The sequence below is a fragment of the Salinivibrio sharmensis genome, from assembly GCF_001995985.1.
GTDB lineage: Bacteria > Pseudomonadota > Gammaproteobacteria > Enterobacterales > Vibrionaceae > Salinivibrio > Salinivibrio sharmensis.
Genome location: NZ_MUFC01000015.1, coordinates 44,859 through 65,695 on the forward strand (window position 1 = coordinate 44,859; position 20,837 = coordinate 65,695).

Consider the following 20,837-nt stretch of genomic DNA (forward strand, 5'->3'; position numbering starts at 1 on the left):
TTTGCGGTGAATTGGGGTTTAATGCAGGCATTGACGCTAACGCTAAGAGAACCAGCATGCAAATATGGGTAGATGCGGACGCTTGTCCGGTCGCAATGCGCGAGATGATAGTACGCGCGGCACACCGAACACACATTCAAGCCACCTTTATTGCCAACCAGTTTATTCGTATACCGCCGTCGCCCTATGCCAGCGCACGTCAGGTCGAAAAAGGCTTTGATGTGGCGGACAACCAAATTGTTGCCGAGGCAGAAGCGGGCGATTTGGTGATCACCCAAGACATTCCGCTCGCGGATGAAGTGATTGAAAAGGGCGTGACGGTGATTAACACCCGCGGCGAATTGCTGACCAAAGAAAACATCCGTGCCCGGCTTAATATCCGTGACTTTATGGAAACCATGCGCAGTAGCGGCGTGCACACCGGCGGGCCTGCTCCGCTTGGTCCGCAGCAAAAACAAGCCTTTGCTAACCAGCTTGATAAATGGCTGGTTAAAGCTCAGCGTTATCATACCGCGCAAGCAAAATCGTCTGATTAAGCCGGCGCGCGTTTTCTCTCATCACTCAATTTTTTCTGCTGGCTAAATAGCAACCGGTGCCCACTCGCTATCTGCGAAGTGGGCAATCAGCGCATCTAGCAATGCTCGCACCGCCGGTGGTTGATTGCGACGTGACGGGTACAAGGCGTAGATATCCATCGCTTTGGGTTGCCAATCGGGGAGCACCACTTCCAGCTGACCTCGCGCAATGGCACTATGGGCCAAATACACCGGCTGCATGCTCACGCCCATGCCCTGAATGGCGGCACTGAGTAAGGTGGTCGCCTCGTTGGCAGACAGCTTGCCTTGCACCTCAACAGCGGCGTGTTCCTCACCTTTGTCTAAATGCCAAATTGGCCGATCAAACTGTTTGTAACTGAGACAGCTATGCGCGGTGAGATCCTCCGGTGAGAGGATGAGTGTATGGGCGGCTAAATAATCCGGTGCCGCCACCAAGACGGAATCACACGTGGCGATCGGACGACCAATTAGGGAAGGATCAGGGTTAGACGCAATGCGGATGGCAATATCAACCCGTTCCGCAATCAAGTCGACTGCTTTATCCTGTACCTCAATATCTACGTCTACCCCGGGATGAGCGGCCATAAAGGGCTTTACCGCGGGGATCAGTTGCGCAAAACCAAACGACATACTGGTCGCCACCCGTACTTTGCCGGTCAAGCCCGTCTCTTGCTGCCATTGCTGTGTCAGGGCATTGGCTTGCTCAACCCATTGTTCCAGTTGTGGCAAGCTTTGCTCGCCGGCGGAGGTTAACGATACTTTGCGCGTGGTGCGCTGCAATAAGCGTACGCCTAACCAGTCTTCCAGTGCTTCCACATGGCGAGTCACCATGGGGCGCGACATCTCGAGCCGCTCGGCAGTGGCGGTAAAACTTTGTGTAAGGGCAACGTCAATCATCACTTTTGCCGCGGTGAGTTTGTCCATGAGTGTGCTCCCAGGTTGGCTATAAACAATATCGATCGTGTGATGCATAGCGACGAAGCATCAATATGCACGAATTATGAAATAATGATGTAAATTATTAGCTATATATCTGAACAAGTCGAGCCCGTAAACTGCACAGCATCTCAACAACGAATGCAAAACAACGGAGCACGACGATGAAATTGATAAAAACCCTAGCCGCCTCTTTATTACTGACCGGCAGCGCAATGGCAGCAAACAATGCTGAACCCTTGAACCTAGACGTGTATAACGCGGATGGTAACAGCTTTTACGTAAACTCAACCGTGGTGTACGGCGAAACCGAAGCCATGGTGGTTGATACTGGCTTTACTAAAGCAGACGCGCTACGTATTGCCGCTAAGGTGCTGGACTCTGGGAAAGAGCTAACCACTATCTTTATTAGCCAAGCCGACCCAGACTACTATTTTGGGGCGGAAGTGCTGCACGGTATGTTCCCTGACGCAAACGTGATCACCACACCGGCAGTACGCGCCACGATTGCAGAAAAACTGGACGGAAAAATGGCATTTTGGGCCCCAAAAATGGGTGACAATGCTCCGCAAAACCCTGTAGTTCCTGCTGCTTATACTCGTTCATCATTGACACTGGACGGCCGTAAGATTGAAATTCGTGGCGCGAAAGGCGAGTTGGCTCATCGTCCGTATCTTTGGATCCCAGCCAACAAGGCGATCCTGGGTAACGTCGCTGTGTATGGCAATGTTCACCTTTGGATGGCAGACGCACAATCTGACCAAGCACGTGAAGGTTGGGCCGCACAACTAGAAGAAATGGCAGCACTGAAGCCTAACGTGGTGATCCCAGGACATATGACCGCGGGGACGGCACTAAACGCTGACACCATTAGCTTTGCCCAGCAGTACTTGCAAGACTTTGCCGAGGCGAAAGCAAACAGCAAAGACAGTGCTGAGCTGATTAAAACCATGCAAGCGAAATATCCGAAAGCGGGTCTGCCGATGGCTTTGGAAATTGGTGCGAAAGTGCACATGGGAGAGATGGAATGGTAAACGTCCACTATATTTTTGACCCAATGTGTGGCTGGTGCTTCGGCGCCGCCACCTTGATTGAAAGCCTGAGCAACAACCCTGAGATTAACTTGCAGCTTCATCCAGGTGGTATGCGTGAGCGTGCGCCGATTGAAGACAGCTTTCGTCAACACATTTTGGCGGCAGATCAGACCATTGCTGATCAAACCGGACAGACATTTGGTCAAGCTTATCTTGACCGCGTAGCAAGCAACCAGCCGGTAATTTTGGACTCCTTTATGACCGCGCAAGCCATCCTCGCTGCTCAGCAGCTTGATGGTCAGGGGGCAGAGATGCTGAAACGCATCCAGCGTGGCCATTATCAGCAAGGTCGCTCCGTCTATGAAGCTGATACGCTCGCAGAGCTTGCCAGTGAGATGGGGATAGAGGCAGAGGCTTGGCAACAGGCAATGAATCGCGCCGCAAATGACGTGATGCCCGCGGTGAATCAAACCCGTCAATTGATGGCAGCGCATGGCTTACGCGGTTTTCCATCCATGCTGGTGGAGCAAAACGGTCAATGGCAAGCCATCACAGTGAGCCAATACTATCGCCGCCCAGACGCATGGCAGGCGCTGTGGCAAACACTGACTCAGGCATAAAGCAAACAAAAACGGCGAGCATGAAGCTCGCCGTTTTTATTGCGATCATTGTATGTGTAACAATTATTTGGGCGCAGTCAGCGGCACCGGTTTTTTGGGCTCGAAGCCTTCGATGATGTGACGTTCAAGTGGATGCCCGAGACGTGCTTCAATCATACGCAAGTTTTTGGTGTTATCTTTTGAGACCAATGAAATCGCTTCGCCTTGAGCACTGGCACGGCCGGTACGGCCAATCCGGTGAACGTACTCGTCGGCTGGGAAGGGCAGATCATAATTGACTACGCGCTCAAGCGACTCAATATCAATGCCACGAGCAGCGACACCGGTGGCAATTAAAAATTGGATGTCACCGTTTTTAAAGTCTTCCAGCAATTGGGTCCGCACGGCTTGGCTGCGTCCACTGTGAAACGCTTCAGCGGCAATGCCCCGTTTTTCCAACTGGGTAGCGAGTTTGGCAGCGCCGTGTTTGGTTTCGATAAAAATTAGCGCCTGCGTCCAGCCATTCTCTTTAATTAAATGACTAAGCAGTGCGGATTTCTTATCTTTATCGACTGGAATACACCACTGAGTAATGTTGTCTTTCGAGGCATCTCGTGCGGCAATGCTAATTTCTTTGCCTTCATCGCCAATGGTGGCTTTAGCTAGATCGCGCACTTTATTAGACAGCGTGGCCGAAAACAGTAAGCACTGTGTGCTGGCAGGCAGTCGGTCAAGAATATTCTGAATGGCATCAATAAAGCCCATATCGAGCATGCGATCTGCTTCGTCGAGAACCAGTACTTCTACTTCATCTAGATAGACGGCACGTTGGCTGAGTAAATCGCGTAGACGTCCCGGGGTGGCGACCAAAATGTCGACGCCGTCCACTAAGGCTTGTTTTTGTGCTTGCTCGTCCATGCCGCCCACCATCGCCAAGATTTTTAGCTCCGTAAACTGGCTGTCTTGACGTGCGCTCTCAGCCACTTGCAGGGCGAGCTCGCGAGTGGGGGCGATGACGAGTGCGCGAGCGCGTTTTTTGCGCCCAGCTTCACCGGCAGATAATTTATCGATGATAGGCCAGATAAAACTCGAGGTTTTCCCGGTGCCCGTTTGTGCCGCGGCAATCAGATCATGCCCTTGTTGGATGATCGGAATTGCTTTCGCTTGAATAGACGTTGGCGTGGTAAAGCCGCGTTGGGCAATGGCTTGGCAAAGCGGGGCGCTTAACCCTAGTTTTTTAAATGGCATAACAGACTCAACAAACAAGAAGCGTGTGACTGTGTTACTGCCCAGACACACTGAATGGCGTGGAGTCTAGCACGAACCTTACAGTAGCACGACGCAAAATCTGTCGGCGGGTTTTTTCTTGGCTTTGGCAACAATGGGTAATGGATATGATGAGCAGAACAAAGATTGGAAATGAAAACACCTATACTGAGTGTACTGGCCCATATTCGTGGATAGCCCCCCTCATGGATGGATTCATAAACAGGTTTGCACGCTTTGTTCTGCCGTTATGTTGTTTTCTGGCCGCCGGCGGCGCTGCCGCGCAATCCGCGGATCTGATTATCAGCAATGCAACGATTTATGGCCTCGATGAGGCCGACAGCATCGTCGTCGATGACGGTAAGATAGTCTTTATTGGAAAGGGGGAGGCGGTCCGCACCTACCGCACGCCTGATACTGTCTGGCTGGATGTGGAACAAGCATTTGTGATGCCCGGCTTTATCGATAATCACAATCATGTTTTTGAAGCGGCATCAGCTGCTGGGGGAAATTGCGAGCTCAGTCTAGATGCGGGCCTAATGGAGCAGATCCCCTACCTGGCCTATTGCCGTCAACAAACGCAGTCGGATGGCTGGCTGATGGGGTATGGATTTTCATTGGATGCAATTCTCACCACGGGTCAAGCGCACACGCCATTAGAGGTACTAGACAGTATTTTTCCTAAACGGCCGGTTGTTCTGATGGAGCAAACGTCGCACTCCATGTGGGTGAACTCGGCGGCATTAGCGCTGGCGGGCATCGATAAGCAGTCGCCGAACCCACAAGGAGGCGTGATTTTAAAAGATGAAAAAACAGGCGAGCTCAATGGTATTTTGCTCGATAATGCTGGTGACATCGTCATGGAACTTGCGTGGAACCAACTCGAGGAAAAATTTGAACAAAGCTACCTTGGTTTACTCGCTGGTTTGGATGCCGCTGCTGCGCATGGGATCACCACGATTGGCGATGGCCGTCTTTACTGGAAACGTGGTTGGTTTGAGGTGTGGCAGCAAGCCGAGCAAAATGGCGATCTCACCGCGCGTGTGTCGCTCCGTCCTTGGATTTACCCGCAAGAGCCGATGTCAGCTCAGCTTGCGTTCTTAAAAGGCATTCAATCCAGCGATCCACAGCGCTTACTGCGGGTGGATCAAGTGAAAATGTACAGTGATGGCATTATCATTAATGGCACGGCGAAAACGCTGGCCCCCTATCTAAACACCTATCTGCCCACTTACCCTAATGGCCTTCACTATATCCCGCCGCAAGCCATGGCCGACTGGTTGGGTGCATTGCGGCATATAGGCTACGGCGCACACATTCATGCGATTGGAGACGCAGCAGTGCATGCTTCGCTCAATGCGATTGACTCCGTGCGCCGCCAAGGCAGTCGCCATCCTTACACATTAACGCATGTCGAGTTGGTTGCCCCCAGCGATCTACCTCGGTTTAGCCAGCTGAGTGTGACAGCTGATTTTCAAGTAGGCTCCGATTATGTCGCCGCGCATGATCATCAGTGGGCCGAATACTTTTTGGGGCTCAAGCGAGCGAAAGCATTGATGAACGTGAATGCACTTTTTAAAACGGGCGCCAATGTGACGTTAAGCAGCGATTGGAATGTGCACAGCATTAATCCGCTGGTGGGCATCGCTAACAGCCTCATTATGGACGCGACAGGGCTGCCTGATATTTACGCTGCCATTGATGCGTATACCATTAATGCAGCGAAAAGCTTGGGGCTTGAGGCACTCACAGGTTCTATTGCGGTGGGTAAGTCCGCAGACTTGGTGATACTCAGCGATGACATTACCCTCATGCCCATTGCGCAGGTGCCAGAGACGTCAGTTTTGATGACCCTGTTACAAGGGGAAATCGTCTTTGATGCGACCCGTTGATTTTTTCACTTGGCGGGTTTGGTGACAAAAGCTCGCTCTATCAATATATTAAAGTTTTTACATCTCGAGAGGGTTAGACGTTCACGGTAAAGAGTACGCTGGCCTTCCGCGGTATGATGCGTTTTCGAAAAGGATATCGGAACACTGACATGATGAAGTTTTATGCTGCCGACCAATACCAACCTGCTTGCGAGCGATTATTCAATCAATGGCGAGTGGCTATCCAACATCAACTTCCTGAAGCGCGAGTCGAGCACATTGGCGCGTCGTCTATCCCTTCAGCAATATCGAAAGGCGATCTCGATATTTTTGTTGGTGTACCTGCCTTACAGCATGAAGAGGCTGTGGCGCGGCTAGTTGAGTTGGGCTTTCAAGAAAAGCAAGATACGTTACGGACGCCCGAGCTGTGTATGTTGGAATCCAAACAGGGTGACGATGTTGCGTTGCAAGTGGTGGCCAATGGCTCTGAGTTCGAAGACTTTCTGACCTTTCGAGACACGCTGCGCGCTAACCCACAACTGGTTCACTCCTACAATGCGCTTAAACGCGCCTGTGAAGGGTTTGAACAAGACGACTATCGGGAAAGAAAAGCGAGGTTTGTGGAGCAGGTTTTATCTTCGTCAGCCGGTTTGTAAGGCGAAAAACTTTTTTTATCGTTGCCGATCTAACTGTGTCTCTTGCGCTTTCTCTGAGGCTAGTTTATCCCTTTAAATCGGCAAAATAAGGGGGTTATAAGATCCTGGTTGGGAAAGGTTTTATTTTGGTGATTTCAAAGGGTTATGTTGTTAGCCTAGCGGCGCATTGATTGAGGGAATGATATGAAGACACATAACCAGACATTTCACCAAGAGAACTTTTCTCACCAAGACCTCAGTGAGCTCGAATTTAAAGACTGTACCTTTATCCGTTGTGACTTTACCCGCGCTAACCTTCGCGATGTGACGTTCAAGCGTTGCAAATTTATCGAACAGGGTGATATCGAAGGGTGCCACTTTACCGCTGCTAACCTTCGTGATGCCAGTTTTCAGCAATGCCTATTGGCGATGGCTAATTTTAGTTTTGCCAATTGTTACGGCATTGAGATGAGAGAATGCGATCTGAAGGGCGCGAACTTTTCCCGCGCAAACTTTGCCAATCAAGTCAGCCATCGGGTGTACTTTTGCTCAGCGTTTATCACCGGCTGTAACTTGTCTTATGCCAACCTTGCGCAAGCGTGCTTAGAAAAGTGCGAACTGTTTGAAAACCGTTGGATAGAAACCCATCTTTTAGGGGCATCGTTGAAAGAAGCTGATCTGAGTGGCGGTGTTTTCTCGTCCGATGTATGGGGGCAGTTTAGTGTACAGGGTGCGAATTTATGTCACGCTGAGATTGATGGCCTAGACCCACGCAAAGTGGATCTGTCGGGCGTGAAAATCGCCGATTGGCAACAATCTCAGCTACTTGAAAGCTTAGGCCTGATTGTTTTTCCGGATGCGCGCTAGTCGCATTCTTGCGTTTTGAGCTCCTACAAGCAGCGATAGCGCTTACCTGCTGACCATTTCGGCTTTCATCATTGGCGGCTACCCCTTTTGTTAATATCAAGCCGCGTACTTTCTGAGCTCATGAGGATATACCCGCATACCATTGAGCGTGTTTTCATACACGGCTTGCTCGCGGAGGTAAGACCAGGCATGGGCCTCTGTCCCGGTTTGCGCCGCTAATCGATCGATAACCGCGTCGATATTTCGGCCTGCATAGTCTTTATGAGGGGTAAAAAGTTCCTTAATCGCGGATAACATAGCACGCTCCTTATGTGTAACTAAATTACATTTTAGTCTGCTTATATCATAGTACGTGTTTGAATCGTGATCAATGTTAAAATTTACATCGGTTTCAAATAACATATTTGTAATTAAATTTCATTGTTATGGTCTTCTTCAACGATTTCGGTCTCTTCTTCTATTTCCACACCACGATAAGGTTCACCCTCTTCATCATGAAGCTGATGATCATAGGCAGCTTGTAGGCCGGCGTCCTCGATCACGTCATCGTCCCATTCTTTCAACCGATAAACTCAATCTTGGAGTGCCGACGGCCTTGACCGATTGACACGACAAGACGGAAATCGGTTACTCAATAGATATAATAACCCTATTTTTTGTAGCACATTAAAGTGGTTTGGATTTGTTTAATATCAAAGGTAGTGTTTTCGTGTGTGCTAGGGTGACATCATCGAAATTCTCCTGTAGAGCGCTTTACCATGCTACTGAATGTCACCGACAAACAAAAAGAAGATAAGATCCCACCGCTGTTCCGACTAGGCTTTCGGCCCTTCTTCCTTTTTGGTGCGCTTTACTCCTGTCTGGTCATTATTATATGGAGTGGGCTTTATACTCATCCGGGAATGGTCTCACTCACGGTTCCTTCGCTTTGGTGGCATGCTCACGAGATGTTGTTTGGCTTTTCGATGGCCATTGTCGGTGGGTTCTTAATCACAGCGGTACAAAATTGGACCAGCGTACCGGGCACACGTGGGCTGAAGCTTTTCGCTATTTTTTCATTATGGCTGTTGGCGCGATCGAGCTTCTGGGTGGATGTCCCAATTTGGTCGAGCCTTGTACTTGATACCCTGTTTATAGGCTGTGTGGCATGGTCGTTGGGTTATCGCGTGGTGGTGGCTAAGCGTCAGCGCAATTACCTGTTTATTCCTATTTTAGCGGTGGCGGCCTTACTTAACGCATTGTCTTACGGCGTACTGCTAGGGGAAGTCTCACTACCTATTAATCAAGTTTGGCACAGTACCTTGTTGTGGTTCATGCTGCTTATTAGCGTAATGGGTGGCCGTGTGATCCCGTTTTTCACGGAGAAGAAGTTGGGTATACAAGTGTCCAGCACACCTGTATGGCTAGAGCGAGCGCTTATCGCTCTGTTTGTGCTGCTGATTGGGGTGACTTTAGTGTCCGGCACTGACAACTTGGTCGCGAGAGGGCTGTTGCTCATAGCGGGTATTGCTCAATGTTTTCGGCTCTACTGTTGGAAAGGCTGGAAAGCATACCAGGTACCCATGCTGTTCTCGTTACACATGTTCTACCTCTTTTTACCTCTGGGGTTAATATTAAAAGCGGTGGTCATTAATCCTTGGGCATCAAACCTCATTTGGCACCTTTTTGCGATAGCCACACTTGGCGGAGTGATTTTAGCCATGATTGCGCGAGTCACGCTTGGCCATACTGGGTGCAATGTCTATCAGGGCCCCGCTGTGTCTTGGCTCTTTTATGCCTTACTGATATCAGCACTCGTCCGCGTATTTGGCATGTGGTTTTGGCCGGTGTATACCCTAGAGCTGGTTGCCGCATCGGCACTACTTTGGACGATAAGCTATGGCTGGTTTGTGGTGCGATTTGGCCCTATGCTGAGCCAGGCACGCGCAGATGGCGCGGCGGGGTAATGTATGGTGCTGTGCCGGATTGTGTTGGATTGATGCTAGTCGGTTTAACGCCTAATCAGTGATGCGATGGTTGATATACATGGAAGGCGTTTATCAATTAGTAGGTTGTTTATTGTCGTTTTTTCTGGCGAACAACTAACATTAGACCTAATATGCAGCTACACAATTTAAAATCGCTGTCTCATTTTTAATAATGGTTTGAAAGAGGCGGATTTAATGGCTGCTGCTTTCCCTCCGTCACGGTGGGCGTGAGTTAGGGTGTCGACAAGAAGGTTGAATGGGCGTCATCGTACAGGAACCACAATGAAAAAACGAACTACTACGCACTTAAGCTGGCGTTTATCTATTTCTTTTTTGCGACCTTGTGGATCTTATTCTCCGATTGCGTGGTGACTGCTTTATCCACGAATCTAGAGATGCATGAATTAGCGCAATCATTCAAAGGGCACTTCTTTGTGGTGGTGACATCGATTATGCTCTGGCGCTTGGCGAGAAAGAATAACCTCGATCTGGAGCGAGCGAGTGACATTGATAGTGTCACAGGGTTGCACAGCCCCTCGGTGTTTATGCGTCATGTGGATACTTTGCTTGCCTCGCAGGATCAACAAACCTCGTATGTTTTGGTGATTGTCGACATTGATGGGTTTACATCACTCACCAATAAACTTGGGTTTGAACGTACCAATCACCTGCTGTCTGACATGGCGCATGCCATTGAGGTATCAACGCTATTCGATAAAGTCACGTCGCGCGTCCATGCCGATCGCTTTGCATGTCTCGTTGAGTTGGATAGTGCCAGTGATATGGCGCTTTATATTGATAGGCTACACCGTGAATGTAATCGGCATCTGCAACGATATGAACAACAGGCGACATGTTCGATAGGTGTCGCTTTATTTGGTCCAGATGGTGATAGTGCCGCACGCCTGATGACGGCGGCGACACGTGCGCTTAATGATGCCAAAAAGCGCAAGGGAGCGGTTACCTACCATGATGCTCACTTGACCGAACAAGCGCAAAAGCGTAGGCAGCTCGTTTCAGCACTCAGAGTTGCAATCAATAACAAAGAGATTGAGGTTGTTTTTCAGCCGCAATATCGCTTGGCATCAGGCGAGCTCACTGGCTTAGAAGTCTTAGCGAGATGGACCCATGAAACCTATGGTGTGGTGCCACCGAGTATATTTATTCCTCTCGCAGAAGAACAGGGCTTTTGCGAAGACCTAACGGCGCTCGTACTCGAAAAAGCCGCCAAGCGGTTACACGATAATGATCTGTTGGGAAGTGTCATTCAGCGTGTGTCGGTTAATATTTCTGCGGTAGAGTTTAATAGTGAGAGTGCGATTCGGCGTATTGATGATTACTTGCAACTGAACCCAAAATTCGCACGTTACCTTTGCCTAGAAATAACCGAAACCGCGGCACTTGATGATATTCTTGAGTGCGCGCGAGTGGTTGATATCCTTAAACGCCATGGCGTGACCTTTTCCATTGATGATTTTGGTGTGGGTTATACTTCTTTAGGAATGTTTAATCGAATTAATGTCGATGAAATCAAGATTGACCGTAGCTTCATCCAATCGATGGAAAGCGATAGCCGTACTAAAGCAATCACAGCCGGCATTATCGATATTGCTAAACGCCTAGAAATCAATGTGGTCGCTGAAGGCGTGGAAACCGCCACTCAGCTTGCACTATTGAAAAGCTTTGATTGCGAATATGCGCAAGGGTATTACCTAGGCTACCCTGCTTCACTCTCCGACTTGAAAGTGGCGATGTCTGTCTGAAAGGCAAACGCTGAATTGATAACTGATAGCGCACCGCCAATACCCACTCGCTAAATCATCTAAATATCATACACCAAGCTATCTGCTGCCAAGAATGGCCAATTAAGGCGATGTGGCTCAGTGTCTGTACCGTTGAAAAAGTATCCGCGGTGCGGCATCGCATACACGGTATCGCCTTGTTGATAGGCGCCGGAAAAGACATTTACACTCCCCAAAAAATCAAACACAAAGCGGCTTTTTGGCGCAGCATATAGATCGACCGGACTGTCGACTTGTTCAATTTGCCCATTACTCATCACCACCACGCGATCCGATAGCTCCAGTGCTTCGTCTTGGTCGTGGTGGCTATTGTTTGCGATCGCCGCGATCGGTATTTGTCGTCGGGACTGTTTTCGTAGAACGAAGATAAACCGAAGGCAGGTGGCGATTGCGCCGCCTGCTCGGAATCATCTGTTGTTTTTTAACGTTCAGCCGCGACAGTGCGGTTTGAGCTGGTATTGAACAGGTTTACTAGCCGCATCCCGACTAGCATGCTAATCACAAACAAGCTTATCGGTAGTGCACCGGAGCCAATAGCCGTGACTGCCGGGCCTGGACAAAGTCCGGCGAGTCCCCAGCCGATGCCAAAGAGTAATGCACCGCTGATGAGCTTTTTATCAATCTTTCGCGTTTGGGGCAGGCAAAATTGATCGGCCAGTATGGGTTGTTGCTGCTGGCGTATGGCCAAAAAGTAACCAGGAACAAAGATCAGCAGTGCACCGCCCATCACAAACGCGAGGCTGGGATCCCATTGGCCGAACACATCCAGAAAGCCAATCACTTTCGCGGGATTGACCATGCCTGACACCATCATACCCATACCGAAGATAAAGCCAGAGAGTAAAGCAACAAGGCGGAACATAAGCGATAAGGTCCTTAAAGATGTAAACGAACAAAAACAGTGACAAAGGCAGCACTAATAAACGTGAGCGTTGCCACGATTGACCGTTTCGATAAGCGACCCATGCCACAAATGCCATGACCACTGGTACAGCCGTTACCTAATTGAGTGCCTATCCCGACCAGCAACCCCGCGAGTACGGCAATCATAGGTGTAAGCGCAAGGCTTGTGTCGTTAGGTAATTCAAAACCGATAAATGGCATCAAGATGCCAGCACTGACCATTCCCAGCAAAAACAGACCTCGCCATTTTGCTTCATGGACATTCGATGACAATGCGCCTGAGGCAATACCACTGATCCCGGCAATACGGCCATTGAACGCTAATAGTGCCAGACAGGCTGCACCAACCAGCATGCCACCAAATAGGGCATCCCATGGGATAGAGAACGTCATGGTTTCCTCTCAATGACTCAAAACAGGTTACAATTTAATAAGGCAGGCAGCATACTGAGATTTTTGTATAAGTCAATGCTAATTTAGTTTAAGTTGTTTTAGTGGTTGGTGTATGCCTAAAATTGAAGACTTTGGCAATTTGAACAAACAACGCCTCTAAAAAAGCGCGAGCAGGTGCTCGCGCTTTTGGCTGACACTGAAGCCTCTCGTTCTTACGCCTTGGCAAACTTGTAAGTGCGATAGCCACCAATTAAGTTGCGGGCTTTAAAACCATGATTGACCAGTTGGCGATAAGCGACATTGCCTCTGAGGCCGACTTGGCAGTACACCACAATTTCTTTGTCTTTCGGCAGTTCATCGATGCGTCCACGTAGTTCGTCGACCGGAATGTGCACATCGCCCTCAATCAACTGACCGTTTTCGCGCTCGGGCGCATTGCGCACATCGAGTAGCACTTGACCGTCGGTCAGATTGTCTACCTCATCAAAGTGGATTGGCGTCGCGTCACCTTTAAGAATATTGGTGGCCACAAATGCCGCTTGGTTGATCACATCTTTGGCGCTGCCATACGGCGGCGCGTAGGTGAGCTCGAGATGTTGGAGCTGCTCAACGGTCATGCCAGCACGTTGTGCCACGGCCATGACATCAATGCGCTTATCAATGCCATCTTTGCCCACGGCTTGGGCGCCTAAAATCGCGCCGGTATCCGGGGCAAATAACAGTTTAAACGAGACAACTTCCGCGCCGGGATAATAACCGGCATGACTGGCGGCGTGAACATAGACCTTTTGGTAGTCGATGTCAGCGTGCTTGAGTTGTTTCTCGTTTTGGCCCACTGAGGCGACCGCGAGATCGAACACTTTACAGATAGCGGTGCCTTGGGTGCCGAGATAATGCTCAGTGCTGCCTAGCATGTTGTCAGCGGCCATGCGCCCTTGACGGTTCGCCGGGCCTGCTAATGGCACTAACGTTGGCTTATGGGTCACAAAGTCAATCTCTTCCACCGCATCGCCGACCGCGTAAATATCGGTGTCTTGGGTTTGCATGGTGCTGTTGACCACAATGCCGCCTTTTTCACCAATGGCAAGCCCCGCTTGTTGCGCCAGCGTGACTTCGGGCTTAACGCCAACCGCCATGATCAAAAGTTCGGTATCCAGTTTGTCGCCATTATTGAGTGTCAGACGTAAAGCGCCTTCCAGGTGCTGAGGCTCACTCGGCTCGCCGGCATCATCACTGGCGACATGCGTGGTAGGAATAAACTCGGCGGACTCCAGCGCGGTGCCTAAACGTAAGTCGACCTCTTGGTCGCGAATGGTTTGATGGACAAATCCCGCCATTTCTCGGTCAACCGGCGTCATCACCTGATCGGCCATCTCTAATAGGGTGGTTTTAATCCCGCGCTGATGCAGCGCTTCCATCATCTCAAGACCAATAAAACCCCCGCCGACGACGGTCGCATGGCTGGGATTGTTCATATCAATGGTATGCAAAATCGCATCCATGTCTGGAATATTACGGAGCGAGTGGGTCAGTGGGTTATCTAAGCCAGGGATGGGCGGCATAATGGGGGCCGCACCTGGGCTTAACAGTAACTTGTCGTAACTTTCTTGATAGTCGCTGCCATCGGCACGGACGACGGTGACGGTTTTGGCCTCGCGGTTAATCGCAGTGACTGTGCTGTTGATGCGCACATCCACATTAAATCGGGCGCGAAAACTGTCCGGGGTTTGCAGCAAGAGTTTACTACGGTCGGTAATGTCACCGCCGATATGATAAGGCAAACCACAGTTAGCGAACGAGACGTACGGGCCACGTTCGAACATGATGATTTCGGCTTCTTCACTTAAACGACGGGCGCGAGCAGCGGCAGAAGCGCCACCGGCGACGCCGCCAATAATCACGATTTTGGTCATTATGACTCCATTAAGCGTTGCTTAGTCCAAGTTTTTTCAGGAAAAAGGCAGCCGGACAAATCCCTGTAAACGCACTTTGGATCAGGTTTACGCCAACGAAAACGGTTAGCCAAACAAATTGGCTGTGAACTGTGAGGGTAAGCACAACAGAAAGTAGCACCATCATGCCAGCGATTACGCGTACACCATTATCAATTGTCATAGCAAGACTCCTTTGCATCCTCTATACGATTACCCGACAGACCGAACCGCTTTGGCTCGAACGCCTTCAGTGTTTGTCGGCACTCAGATCACTCTAGAATTTATATTTAGAAAAGTCTAATAATATTTTAGCTTAATTAGAATTGACTAAATTAAATGCCGCGCTAAGCTAAGAGTATTGGCAAAAGAGGAGTGGGTGATGGCAGAGTCAACGGTGCCGTTTGAGGCAGAAAGCGTACCTGATATGGACATCAGTGCCATGCGTGAGCAAGCGACTCTCGTGGCGACCATGTTGAAAGTGATGGCCCATCCTGAGCGATTAATTGTGCTATGCCAGCTTTTGGCGGGAGAGATGTCGGTGGGGCAATTGTTGCAAGGGTCGCGCCTGAGTCAGTCCGCGTTTTCTCAGCACCTTAGCGTGCTTAAGCGGCATCAACTGGTCAAGGTACGTAAGTCATCGCAGCAGGTGTTTTATCAGCTCAATGACCCCCACGTCGCGGCGATTATCGCTACCTTACAGCGGCTTTATTGTGCCTGATGTGTCTGAATCTGAGAGGTCAGCACACATTCATTGCCAGTCGATGCACTAAGTTAATTAACATTCAGCCTTTTTACCTATCGTTTTCTTGTCGTTACTGTCATCAGCCAAAGGATCGAATATGCGAGATGCTCAGCCACAAGGTCAGCTGATCACCCGAGTGATGAACAGCTTCTTCCCACCCATCCTCATTATACTCGCGCTGCTGGTGGGCGCGGCGGCACTGTGGCTCACTCCCAAAGAAGAAGATCCGCAAATTGTGGTGCCAATGGCAGATGTGGTGGTGCAAGCGCCCGGTTTGAGTGCCACGCAAGTGGCAAAGCAGGTGACGCAGCCTCTGGAGAAAAAAGTCAGCCAAATTGACGGGGTGGAGTATGTGTATTCCACCACGCAAGCAGGGTCTGCGTTGGTCACGGTGCGTTTTTACGTGGGTGAAGATCGCGAGTCGGCCTTGGTGAAGCTATATAACAAGCTCTATGCCAATCAAGATGCGATCCCAGCCGCGGTGAGCGAGTGGGCGATAAAGCCGGTAGAAATTGATGATGTACCGATTGTGATTGCGGCGCTGCGTAGCGACAACCCTGATCAGCTCGACCATTATGCTCTGCGACGCATTGCCGAGCAGGCGACCTTGGATCTTAAAGCCCTTCCCGAAACCAATGCGGTGAAGGTAGTGGGTGGGGTGCCGCGTCAGGTGTTGGTCACGCTCGATCCTGCCGCCATGGCTAGCTATCAGATCAGTGTGTCTGATCTCACCAATGCCTTTTCGTTGAGCCATCAAAAGCGTGATATTGGCGATATTCAGCATCAGGGTGAGCGCTATTTATTAAAAACCGGCCAGTGGTATCAAAGCCTTGAGGAGATACGCCATTTAGTGGTAGCGGTGGTGAATGGCAAACCTGTGTATCTGCAGGATGTGGCCGAGTTATCGGACGGCGCGCAAGAGCCCACGACAGATACGTGGATCCAATCGACCGATGATAGCCAGCCGCACCCCGCGGTGTTTCTCTCGGTGGCAAAGCAAAAAGGCGCCAACGCGGTCAGCGTGGCTGAGGATGTCACCGCCACGCTCAATCATTTGGTCGCTACGCAGTTTCCCGAGGGCGTGAGCGTCGAGATCATCCGCAATTACGGCCAAACCGCTGATGCCAAAGTGAAAAATTTGGTGTCCAGCCTCGGTATTGCGGTGCTCACCGTGGTGGTCTTTGTCGGCTTGTTTTTAAACTGGCGCAGTGCCTTAGTGGTGGCGATTGCGATCCCAATCAGTTATGGCGCGGCATTAGGGCTGGATTTAGCCTTTGGCTATTCGATTAACCGCGTTACCTTGTTTGCGTTGATCTTGGCGTTGGGGCTGATTGTTGATGATCCGATTGCCAGTATCGACAACATTGAACGGCACCTGACCCATGATAACAAGCCGCGTGGCCGCACGATTGTGCTGGCGATGCTAGAAATCAAGCGCGCATTGATTATGTCGACCGTGGCGATTGTGATTGTGTTCACCCCGATGTTTTTTATCACCGGCATGATGGGGCCATACATGGCACCGCTGGCATTCAATGTGCCGGCCAGTGTAGTGATCAGTACCTTGGTGGCGTTTTTAGTCACCCCTTGGCTCGCCAAAAAAATTGTTCGCGCGTCCAATAAAGGCGATGACTATCGCATTGAGACCACGCCGCTGTACCGAGGCTATCGGCGTGTGTTGCTGCCATTGCTGGAAAACAATCGTCGCGCTAAAGCGTTTTTATCGATAGTGGGCGTGTTGTTTGTCATCGCCGCTCTGCTGCCTGCTTTGCGCCTCGTACCGCTTAAGCTGTTGCCATATGACAATAAAAATGAGTTTCAGGTGGTACTGGATTTGCCGGAAACCGCTAATCATGTCGATACCTCCAATGCGCTGCGAGAGATGAACCGTTACCTACAAACGCAAGCCGAGGTGGTGTCGGTATCCGGCTTTGCCGGGCTCGCCTCACCGATGGATTTTAATGGCATGGTGCGCCATTACTTTACTCGCCATGCGCCTTACCAAGGTGAACTGCGGGTGGTGCTGGTGGATAAGCATCGGCGCACGTTGCAATCACATGGCTTGGTGACACGCATGCGTGATGAATTAGAAACTATCGCAGCAAAATATGATGCCGAGGTGCAATTAGTGGAAATGCCACCGGGTCCGCCTGTGCTGGCAACCATTGTCGCGGAAGTGTATGGCTCGCCAAGCACGCCGTATTCAACCCTACAAGCGCAGGCGACTCAGGTGGCCGAGCGATTAAAGCGTGAAGCCTTGGTGTCAGAAGTGAGCACCAGTGTTCAAGGGCCTCTATCGAGCTGGCAGTTTGAAGTGGACCAAGAAAAAGCCGCCTTGTCTGGCATTGCGGTAGCCGATATTAACCAAGCCCTCAGAGCGGCGAACCAAGGGGTCACGCTGGCCCATCTAGCCGATGCCGATGAAATGGATCCCTTGCCCGTGAGGCTGCAACTTGCGCCAGATGCCCGTGATCAGCTTGATGCGCTGCTCGCACTGCACGTACGTGGTCGGGCTGGAGTGGCTAAGCAATCGGTACGAGGTGCCTTGCTTGATGCGCCGCAACCGCTGGTCGCGTTGAGTGAGCTCGGCCATTTTACGCGCCAGCTCGTTGACCAGCCTATCTATCATAAGAATTTACGCCCCGTCGTGTATGTGTATGCCGAACCTACTGGACGGGTGCCGGGCGAAGTGGTCGCCGATGTGATGGCCGATTTTAATCAACCAGAGTCGGACAGCGCTCGCCCGCTATCCGCGCGTAGTTATTTGGATAATGGCGCGGGTGATGGCTGGCAGGTGCATGACGGTATCGAGGTGGTATGGAGTGGTGAAGGCGAGTGGAAGATCACCATTGATGTTTTCCGCGATCTGGGGATTGCCTATGGCGCGGCGCTGCTGGGTGTCTTTATTGTGATGCTGATACAAACCGGGCTACCGGCGGTGTCGGGCATGATTATGCTTGCGATCCCACTGACTGTAATTGGCATTATGCCGGGCTTTTGGTTACTCAATGGCTTAAGCGGTGAGATCAATGGCTACCCAAATCCGGCGCTGTTCACCGCCACCGCGATGATTGGCATGATTGCACTGGCGGGGATTGTAGTGCGCAACTCATTGGTATTGATTGAATTTATTCAACAGTCACTTGCACAAGGTATGGCGCTGAGTGAAGCCTTAGTACAAGCGGGCGCAGTGCGAATGCGGCCTATTTTGCTGACCGCCGGCACCACCTTATTGGGGAACGTGATCATCACCCTCGACCCGATTTTTAATGGGTTAGCTTGGGCGATTATTTTCGGTATTGCCGCGTCTACCGTGTTTACCTTGCTGGTTGTGCCCGTGGTGTACAACCTTGCGTATCAAAATCATCCCACCCACGGCCTATCAGTAGAAGGAGAGAATGCATGAAGGCAAAAAAAGGCGTGCTCGCACTGGTGCTAGGCACTGGGCTATTGATCCTATTTTTGGTGATGGCTGGGGTGTTTACCGCGAACGTGGCGCCCGTCTCAACACCGACTGAGACACCGAATGATGTTGAGGCGCTGACGCTTAAAGCGGTCGAGCAGCCACAAACCCGCATTTTCTCCGGTCAGTTGGAGGCCAGGCAGATGGCAACCTTAGCGGCGCGGATGACCGCAACCGTTGCGGAGGTGCTGGTTGATGTCGGCGACCGCGTTGAGCAAGGGGATGTGTTGCTGCGTTTGGATAATGCCGATCTCAGTGCCAAAGTTCGCCAAGTGCAACAAGCCTTGGCCTCGGCGCAATCGCAACTGAATACTGCGCGCAGTGACTACCGCCGAATGGAAACCTTGTTGGCGAAAAAGCTGGTGCCTCAATCTCAATTCGATGAGGCGGAGAATCGCTTAAAAACCGCGGAGTCTGAGTATCGTCGTGCCCTTGCCGCGGTGGATGAGGCTGAAACCCAATTTGGCTTTAGTCTGGTGCGCGCGCCGTTTTCAGGGCTAATCACCGATAAAATCATCAACCAAGGGGATACGGCGACACCGGGTGCGGCGCTGCTATCTCTGTATAATCCTGAAAGCATTGAAGCGACGGTCAATGTGGCGGAATCTGCGTTGCTCTTTGTCGATATCGGTCAATCGTTAACGATTACGCTGCCCACCTATGAGAAAACCCTCTCGGGCGTGGTGCGCACCGTGACACCGGCTGCCGATGCGACTTCACGCAGTTATCGTGTTGCAGTGACACTGCCAAACACGGAGGTGAGTGATACTTTGCTTCCGGGTATGTTTGCAAAAGTGACCGTGTCACAAAAAACCGAGCCAGTGCTTTATCTACCGAGCAATGCGTATTATCAAATTGGACAACTTAACTATGTGAAGGTGCTCGATGCGGGTGAGGTGAGAACACGGCTGGTTTCGCTCACACAGCAAGGGCGCGTGCGTAAGGGGTTAGAGCCTGGTGAAGTGATCATCATAAATCCGAAAAAAAATAAGTGATTCTGGTCGCGTTATGGTGAATATCATCAATACTTAAGGTGAGTTTTCCTAAAAGGAGTTCACTATGAAAATAGCGACACGTTCTGCAGCAGGCCTCGCTGCGACAGCCCTTGCTGGTACGCTGTTATCTTCACCTGCACTCGCGTTAGATACATCCTCTTTAAAAGCCTGTGGGGATGGCGCTGGCTGGCCCCCTTATACCTTTGAAAAGGGCGGACAAGTTCAGGGTTATGATGTCGATGTACTGAATGCCGTTTTCGGTGATGAGGGCGTAGGTGTCTCGGTTGAAATGCCACCTTGGAAGCGGTGTGTGTTGCAGACGAAGGCTGGCAATTACGATATTGCCCTCAGTGCTTCTTTCAGTGAAGAGCGAGATAAAGACTTTATCCTTACCGACTATTACTATACGCTTCAGCCGAGTTATATTTATTCAACAAGCCAACACCCTAATGGCTTGAATATAAGCTCAGTGGACGATTTAAACGGCCTAACAATGTGTGGTCTGCTTGGTTACAATTATACGGGCTTTGGCGTTGATGACAGCAAGGTGAGAAAATCGGCAAAAAGCTTCGAGCAGCTCGTACAAAAAACGGAAGCAGGACGCTGTGACGTATTCTTGGCACGCTATGAAATATTGGCTGGGTTTAAAGTGGCTAAAGGCACTGATTATCTCGCCGGTGGGATGCAAGCTGAACCTATTCCGGGAAACAGTGGTGATAAGTTCCACATGATGATCTCGCGTGAACACCCCGAGGCGATGGAAATAAAAGCCACGCTGGATGCCGGGTTTGAGTCAATGCGTAACGCCGGTGAATTACAGTCTATTCTCGATACTTATATTAAATAAATGGTTATTAAAAAATAAAAAAGAGG

The 20,837-nt window shown here is 50.5% G+C and carries 20 protein-coding genes and 1 pseudogene; 12 read left to right on the plus strand and 9 right to left on the minus strand.

What is annotated here, in order from left to right; genetic code table 11:
• Positions 1-56: 56 nt before the first annotated feature.
• On the plus strand, positions 57-536 hold the full coding sequence (locus BZG74_RS12690) for a YaiI/YqxD family protein (RefSeq protein ID WP_077772942.1): 480 nt from the start codon (positions 57-59) through the stop codon (positions 534-536).
• Between the two features lie 42 nt (positions 537-578).
• Here BZG74_RS12690 and BZG74_RS12695 read toward each other — a convergent pair whose 3' ends face one another.
• On the minus strand, positions 579-1,481 hold the full coding sequence (locus tag BZG74_RS12695) for a LysR family transcriptional regulator (RefSeq protein ID WP_077772943.1): 903 nt from the start codon (positions 1,479-1,481) through the stop codon (positions 579-581).
• Positions 1,482-1,657: 176 nt separating this feature from the next.
• Between BZG74_RS12695 and BZG74_RS12700 the strand changes: the two genes are divergently transcribed.
• Together BZG74_RS12700 and BZG74_RS12705 are read left to right on the plus strand one after the other, a co-directional pair.
• On the plus strand, positions 1,658-2,527 hold the full coding sequence (locus BZG74_RS12700; RefSeq protein ID WP_077772944.1) for an MBL fold metallo-hydrolase: 870 nt from the start codon (positions 1,658-1,660) through the stop codon (positions 2,525-2,527).
• Positions 2,521-3,147, plus strand: a complete 627-nt coding sequence (locus BZG74_RS12705; RefSeq protein WP_077772945.1) for a DsbA family protein — start codon at positions 2,521-2,523, stop codon at positions 3,145-3,147. Before BZG74_RS12700 ends, BZG74_RS12705 begins: the two co-directional genes overlap by 7 nt.
• A 63-nt stretch (positions 3,148-3,210) precedes the next feature.
• Here the strand turns inward: BZG74_RS12705 and BZG74_RS12710 are convergent, their stop codons facing one another.
• Positions 3,211-4,374 carry a DEAD/DEAH box helicase gene (locus BZG74_RS12710; RefSeq protein ID WP_077772946.1) on the minus strand — a complete coding sequence of 388 codons (1,164 nt, stop codon included), beginning with the start codon at positions 4,372-4,374 and terminating at the stop codon, positions 3,211-3,213.
• 224 nt (positions 4,375-4,598) lie between these two features.
• Between BZG74_RS12710 and BZG74_RS12715 the strand changes: the two genes are divergently transcribed.
• The 3 genes from BZG74_RS12715 (at position 4,599) to BZG74_RS12725 (ending at position 7,765) form a co-directional block, all read left to right on the plus strand.
• Positions 4,599-6,284: an amidohydrolase gene (locus tag BZG74_RS12715; RefSeq protein WP_077772947.1), complete on the plus strand. Its 1,686-nt coding sequence runs from the start codon at positions 4,599-4,601 to the stop codon at positions 6,282-6,284.
• A 152-nt stretch (positions 6,285-6,436) separates the two neighbouring features.
• Entirely contained in the window at positions 6,437-6,919 is a 483-nt protein-coding gene (locus BZG74_RS12720) for a GrpB family protein (RefSeq protein ID WP_077772959.1), read from the plus strand.
• A gap of 183 nt (positions 6,920-7,102) precedes the next feature.
• Complete coding sequence (locus tag BZG74_RS12725) at positions 7,103-7,765, plus strand: Qnr family pentapeptide repeat protein (RefSeq protein WP_077772948.1); 663 nt, start codon at positions 7,103-7,105, stop codon at positions 7,763-7,765.
• A 96-nt stretch (positions 7,766-7,861) separates the two neighbouring features.
• On the opposite strand, the gene BZG74_RS12730 is transcribed toward BZG74_RS12725, so the two are convergent.
• Together BZG74_RS12730 and BZG74_RS15620 are read right to left on the minus strand one after the other, a co-directional pair.
• Complete coding sequence (locus BZG74_RS12730) at positions 7,862-8,062, minus strand: hypothetical protein (protein ID WP_069363105.1); 201 nt, start codon at positions 8,060-8,062, stop codon at positions 7,862-7,864.
• A gap of 113 nt (positions 8,063-8,175) precedes the next feature.
• A complete protein-coding gene (locus tag BZG74_RS15620; protein ID WP_158020656.1) occupies positions 8,176-8,328 on the minus strand; it encodes a hypothetical protein in 153 nt (50 codons plus the stop codon).
• 195 nt (positions 8,329-8,523) lie between these two features.
• Between BZG74_RS15620 and BZG74_RS12735 the strand changes: the two genes are divergently transcribed.
• Complete coding sequence (locus tag BZG74_RS12735; RefSeq protein WP_077772949.1) at positions 8,524-9,711, plus strand: NnrS family protein; 1,188 nt, start codon at positions 8,524-8,526, stop codon at positions 9,709-9,711.
• Between the two features lie 416 nt (positions 9,712-10,127).
• Entirely contained in the window at positions 10,128-11,495 is a 1,368-nt protein-coding gene (locus BZG74_RS12740; RefSeq protein ID WP_077772950.1) for a putative bifunctional diguanylate cyclase/phosphodiesterase, read from the plus strand.
• Positions 11,496-11,554: 59 nt separating this feature from the next.
• Here the strand turns inward: BZG74_RS12740 and BZG74_RS15860 are convergent.
• The 5 genes and pseudogenes from BZG74_RS15860 to BZG74_RS12765 all read right to left on the minus strand — a co-directional run.
• Positions 11,555-11,836 (minus strand): annotated as a pseudogene (locus BZG74_RS15860) (hypothetical protein); the annotation flags it as partial.
• A 119-nt stretch (positions 11,837-11,955) separates the two neighbouring features.
• Complete coding sequence (locus tag BZG74_RS12750) at positions 11,956-12,396, minus strand: YeeE/YedE family protein (protein ID WP_077772952.1); 441 nt, start codon at positions 12,394-12,396, stop codon at positions 11,956-11,958.
• Positions 12,397-12,410: 14 nt separating this feature from the next.
• The gene (locus BZG74_RS12755; protein WP_077772953.1) at positions 12,411-12,830 is read right to left on the minus strand and encodes a YeeE/YedE family protein; all 420 of its coding nucleotides are present in this window, start codon (positions 12,828-12,830) and stop codon (positions 12,411-12,413) included.
• Between the two features lie 212 nt (positions 12,831-13,042).
• A complete protein-coding gene (locus BZG74_RS12760) occupies positions 13,043-14,743 on the minus strand; it encodes an FAD-dependent oxidoreductase (RefSeq protein WP_077772954.1) in 1,701 nt (566 codons plus the stop codon).
• A gap of 10 nt (positions 14,744-14,753) precedes the next feature.
• Positions 14,754-14,945 carry a YgaP family membrane protein gene (locus tag BZG74_RS12765; protein WP_046075776.1) on the minus strand — a complete coding sequence of 64 codons (192 nt, stop codon included), beginning with the start codon at positions 14,943-14,945 and terminating at the stop codon, positions 14,754-14,756.
• Positions 14,946-15,143: 198 nt separating this feature from the next.
• On the opposite strand from BZG74_RS12765, the gene BZG74_RS12770 reads away from it, so the two are divergent.
• The 4 genes from BZG74_RS12770 to BZG74_RS12785 all read left to right on the plus strand — a co-directional run bounded on the left by BZG74_RS12770 (position 15,144) and on the right by BZG74_RS12785 (position 20,811).
• On the plus strand, positions 15,144-15,482 hold the full coding sequence (locus tag BZG74_RS12770; RefSeq protein ID WP_235605761.1) for an ArsR/SmtB family transcription factor: 339 nt from the start codon (positions 15,144-15,146) through the stop codon (positions 15,480-15,482).
• A gap of 121 nt (positions 15,483-15,603) precedes the next feature.
• Positions 15,604-18,912 carry an efflux RND transporter permease subunit gene (locus BZG74_RS12775; protein WP_077772955.1) on the plus strand — a complete coding sequence of 1,103 codons (3,309 nt, stop codon included), beginning with the start codon at positions 15,604-15,606 and terminating at the stop codon, positions 18,910-18,912.
• Positions 18,909-19,964, plus strand: a complete 1,056-nt coding sequence (locus BZG74_RS12780; protein ID WP_077772956.1) for an efflux RND transporter periplasmic adaptor subunit — start codon at positions 18,909-18,911, stop codon at positions 19,962-19,964. The genes BZG74_RS12775 and BZG74_RS12780 overlap by 4 nt, the downstream gene beginning before the upstream one ends.
• Positions 19,965-20,028: 64 nt before the next feature.
• Entirely contained in the window at positions 20,029-20,811 is a 783-nt protein-coding gene (locus BZG74_RS12785) for a substrate-binding periplasmic protein (protein WP_077772957.1), read from the plus strand.
• Positions 20,812-20,837 lie beyond the last annotated feature (26 nt).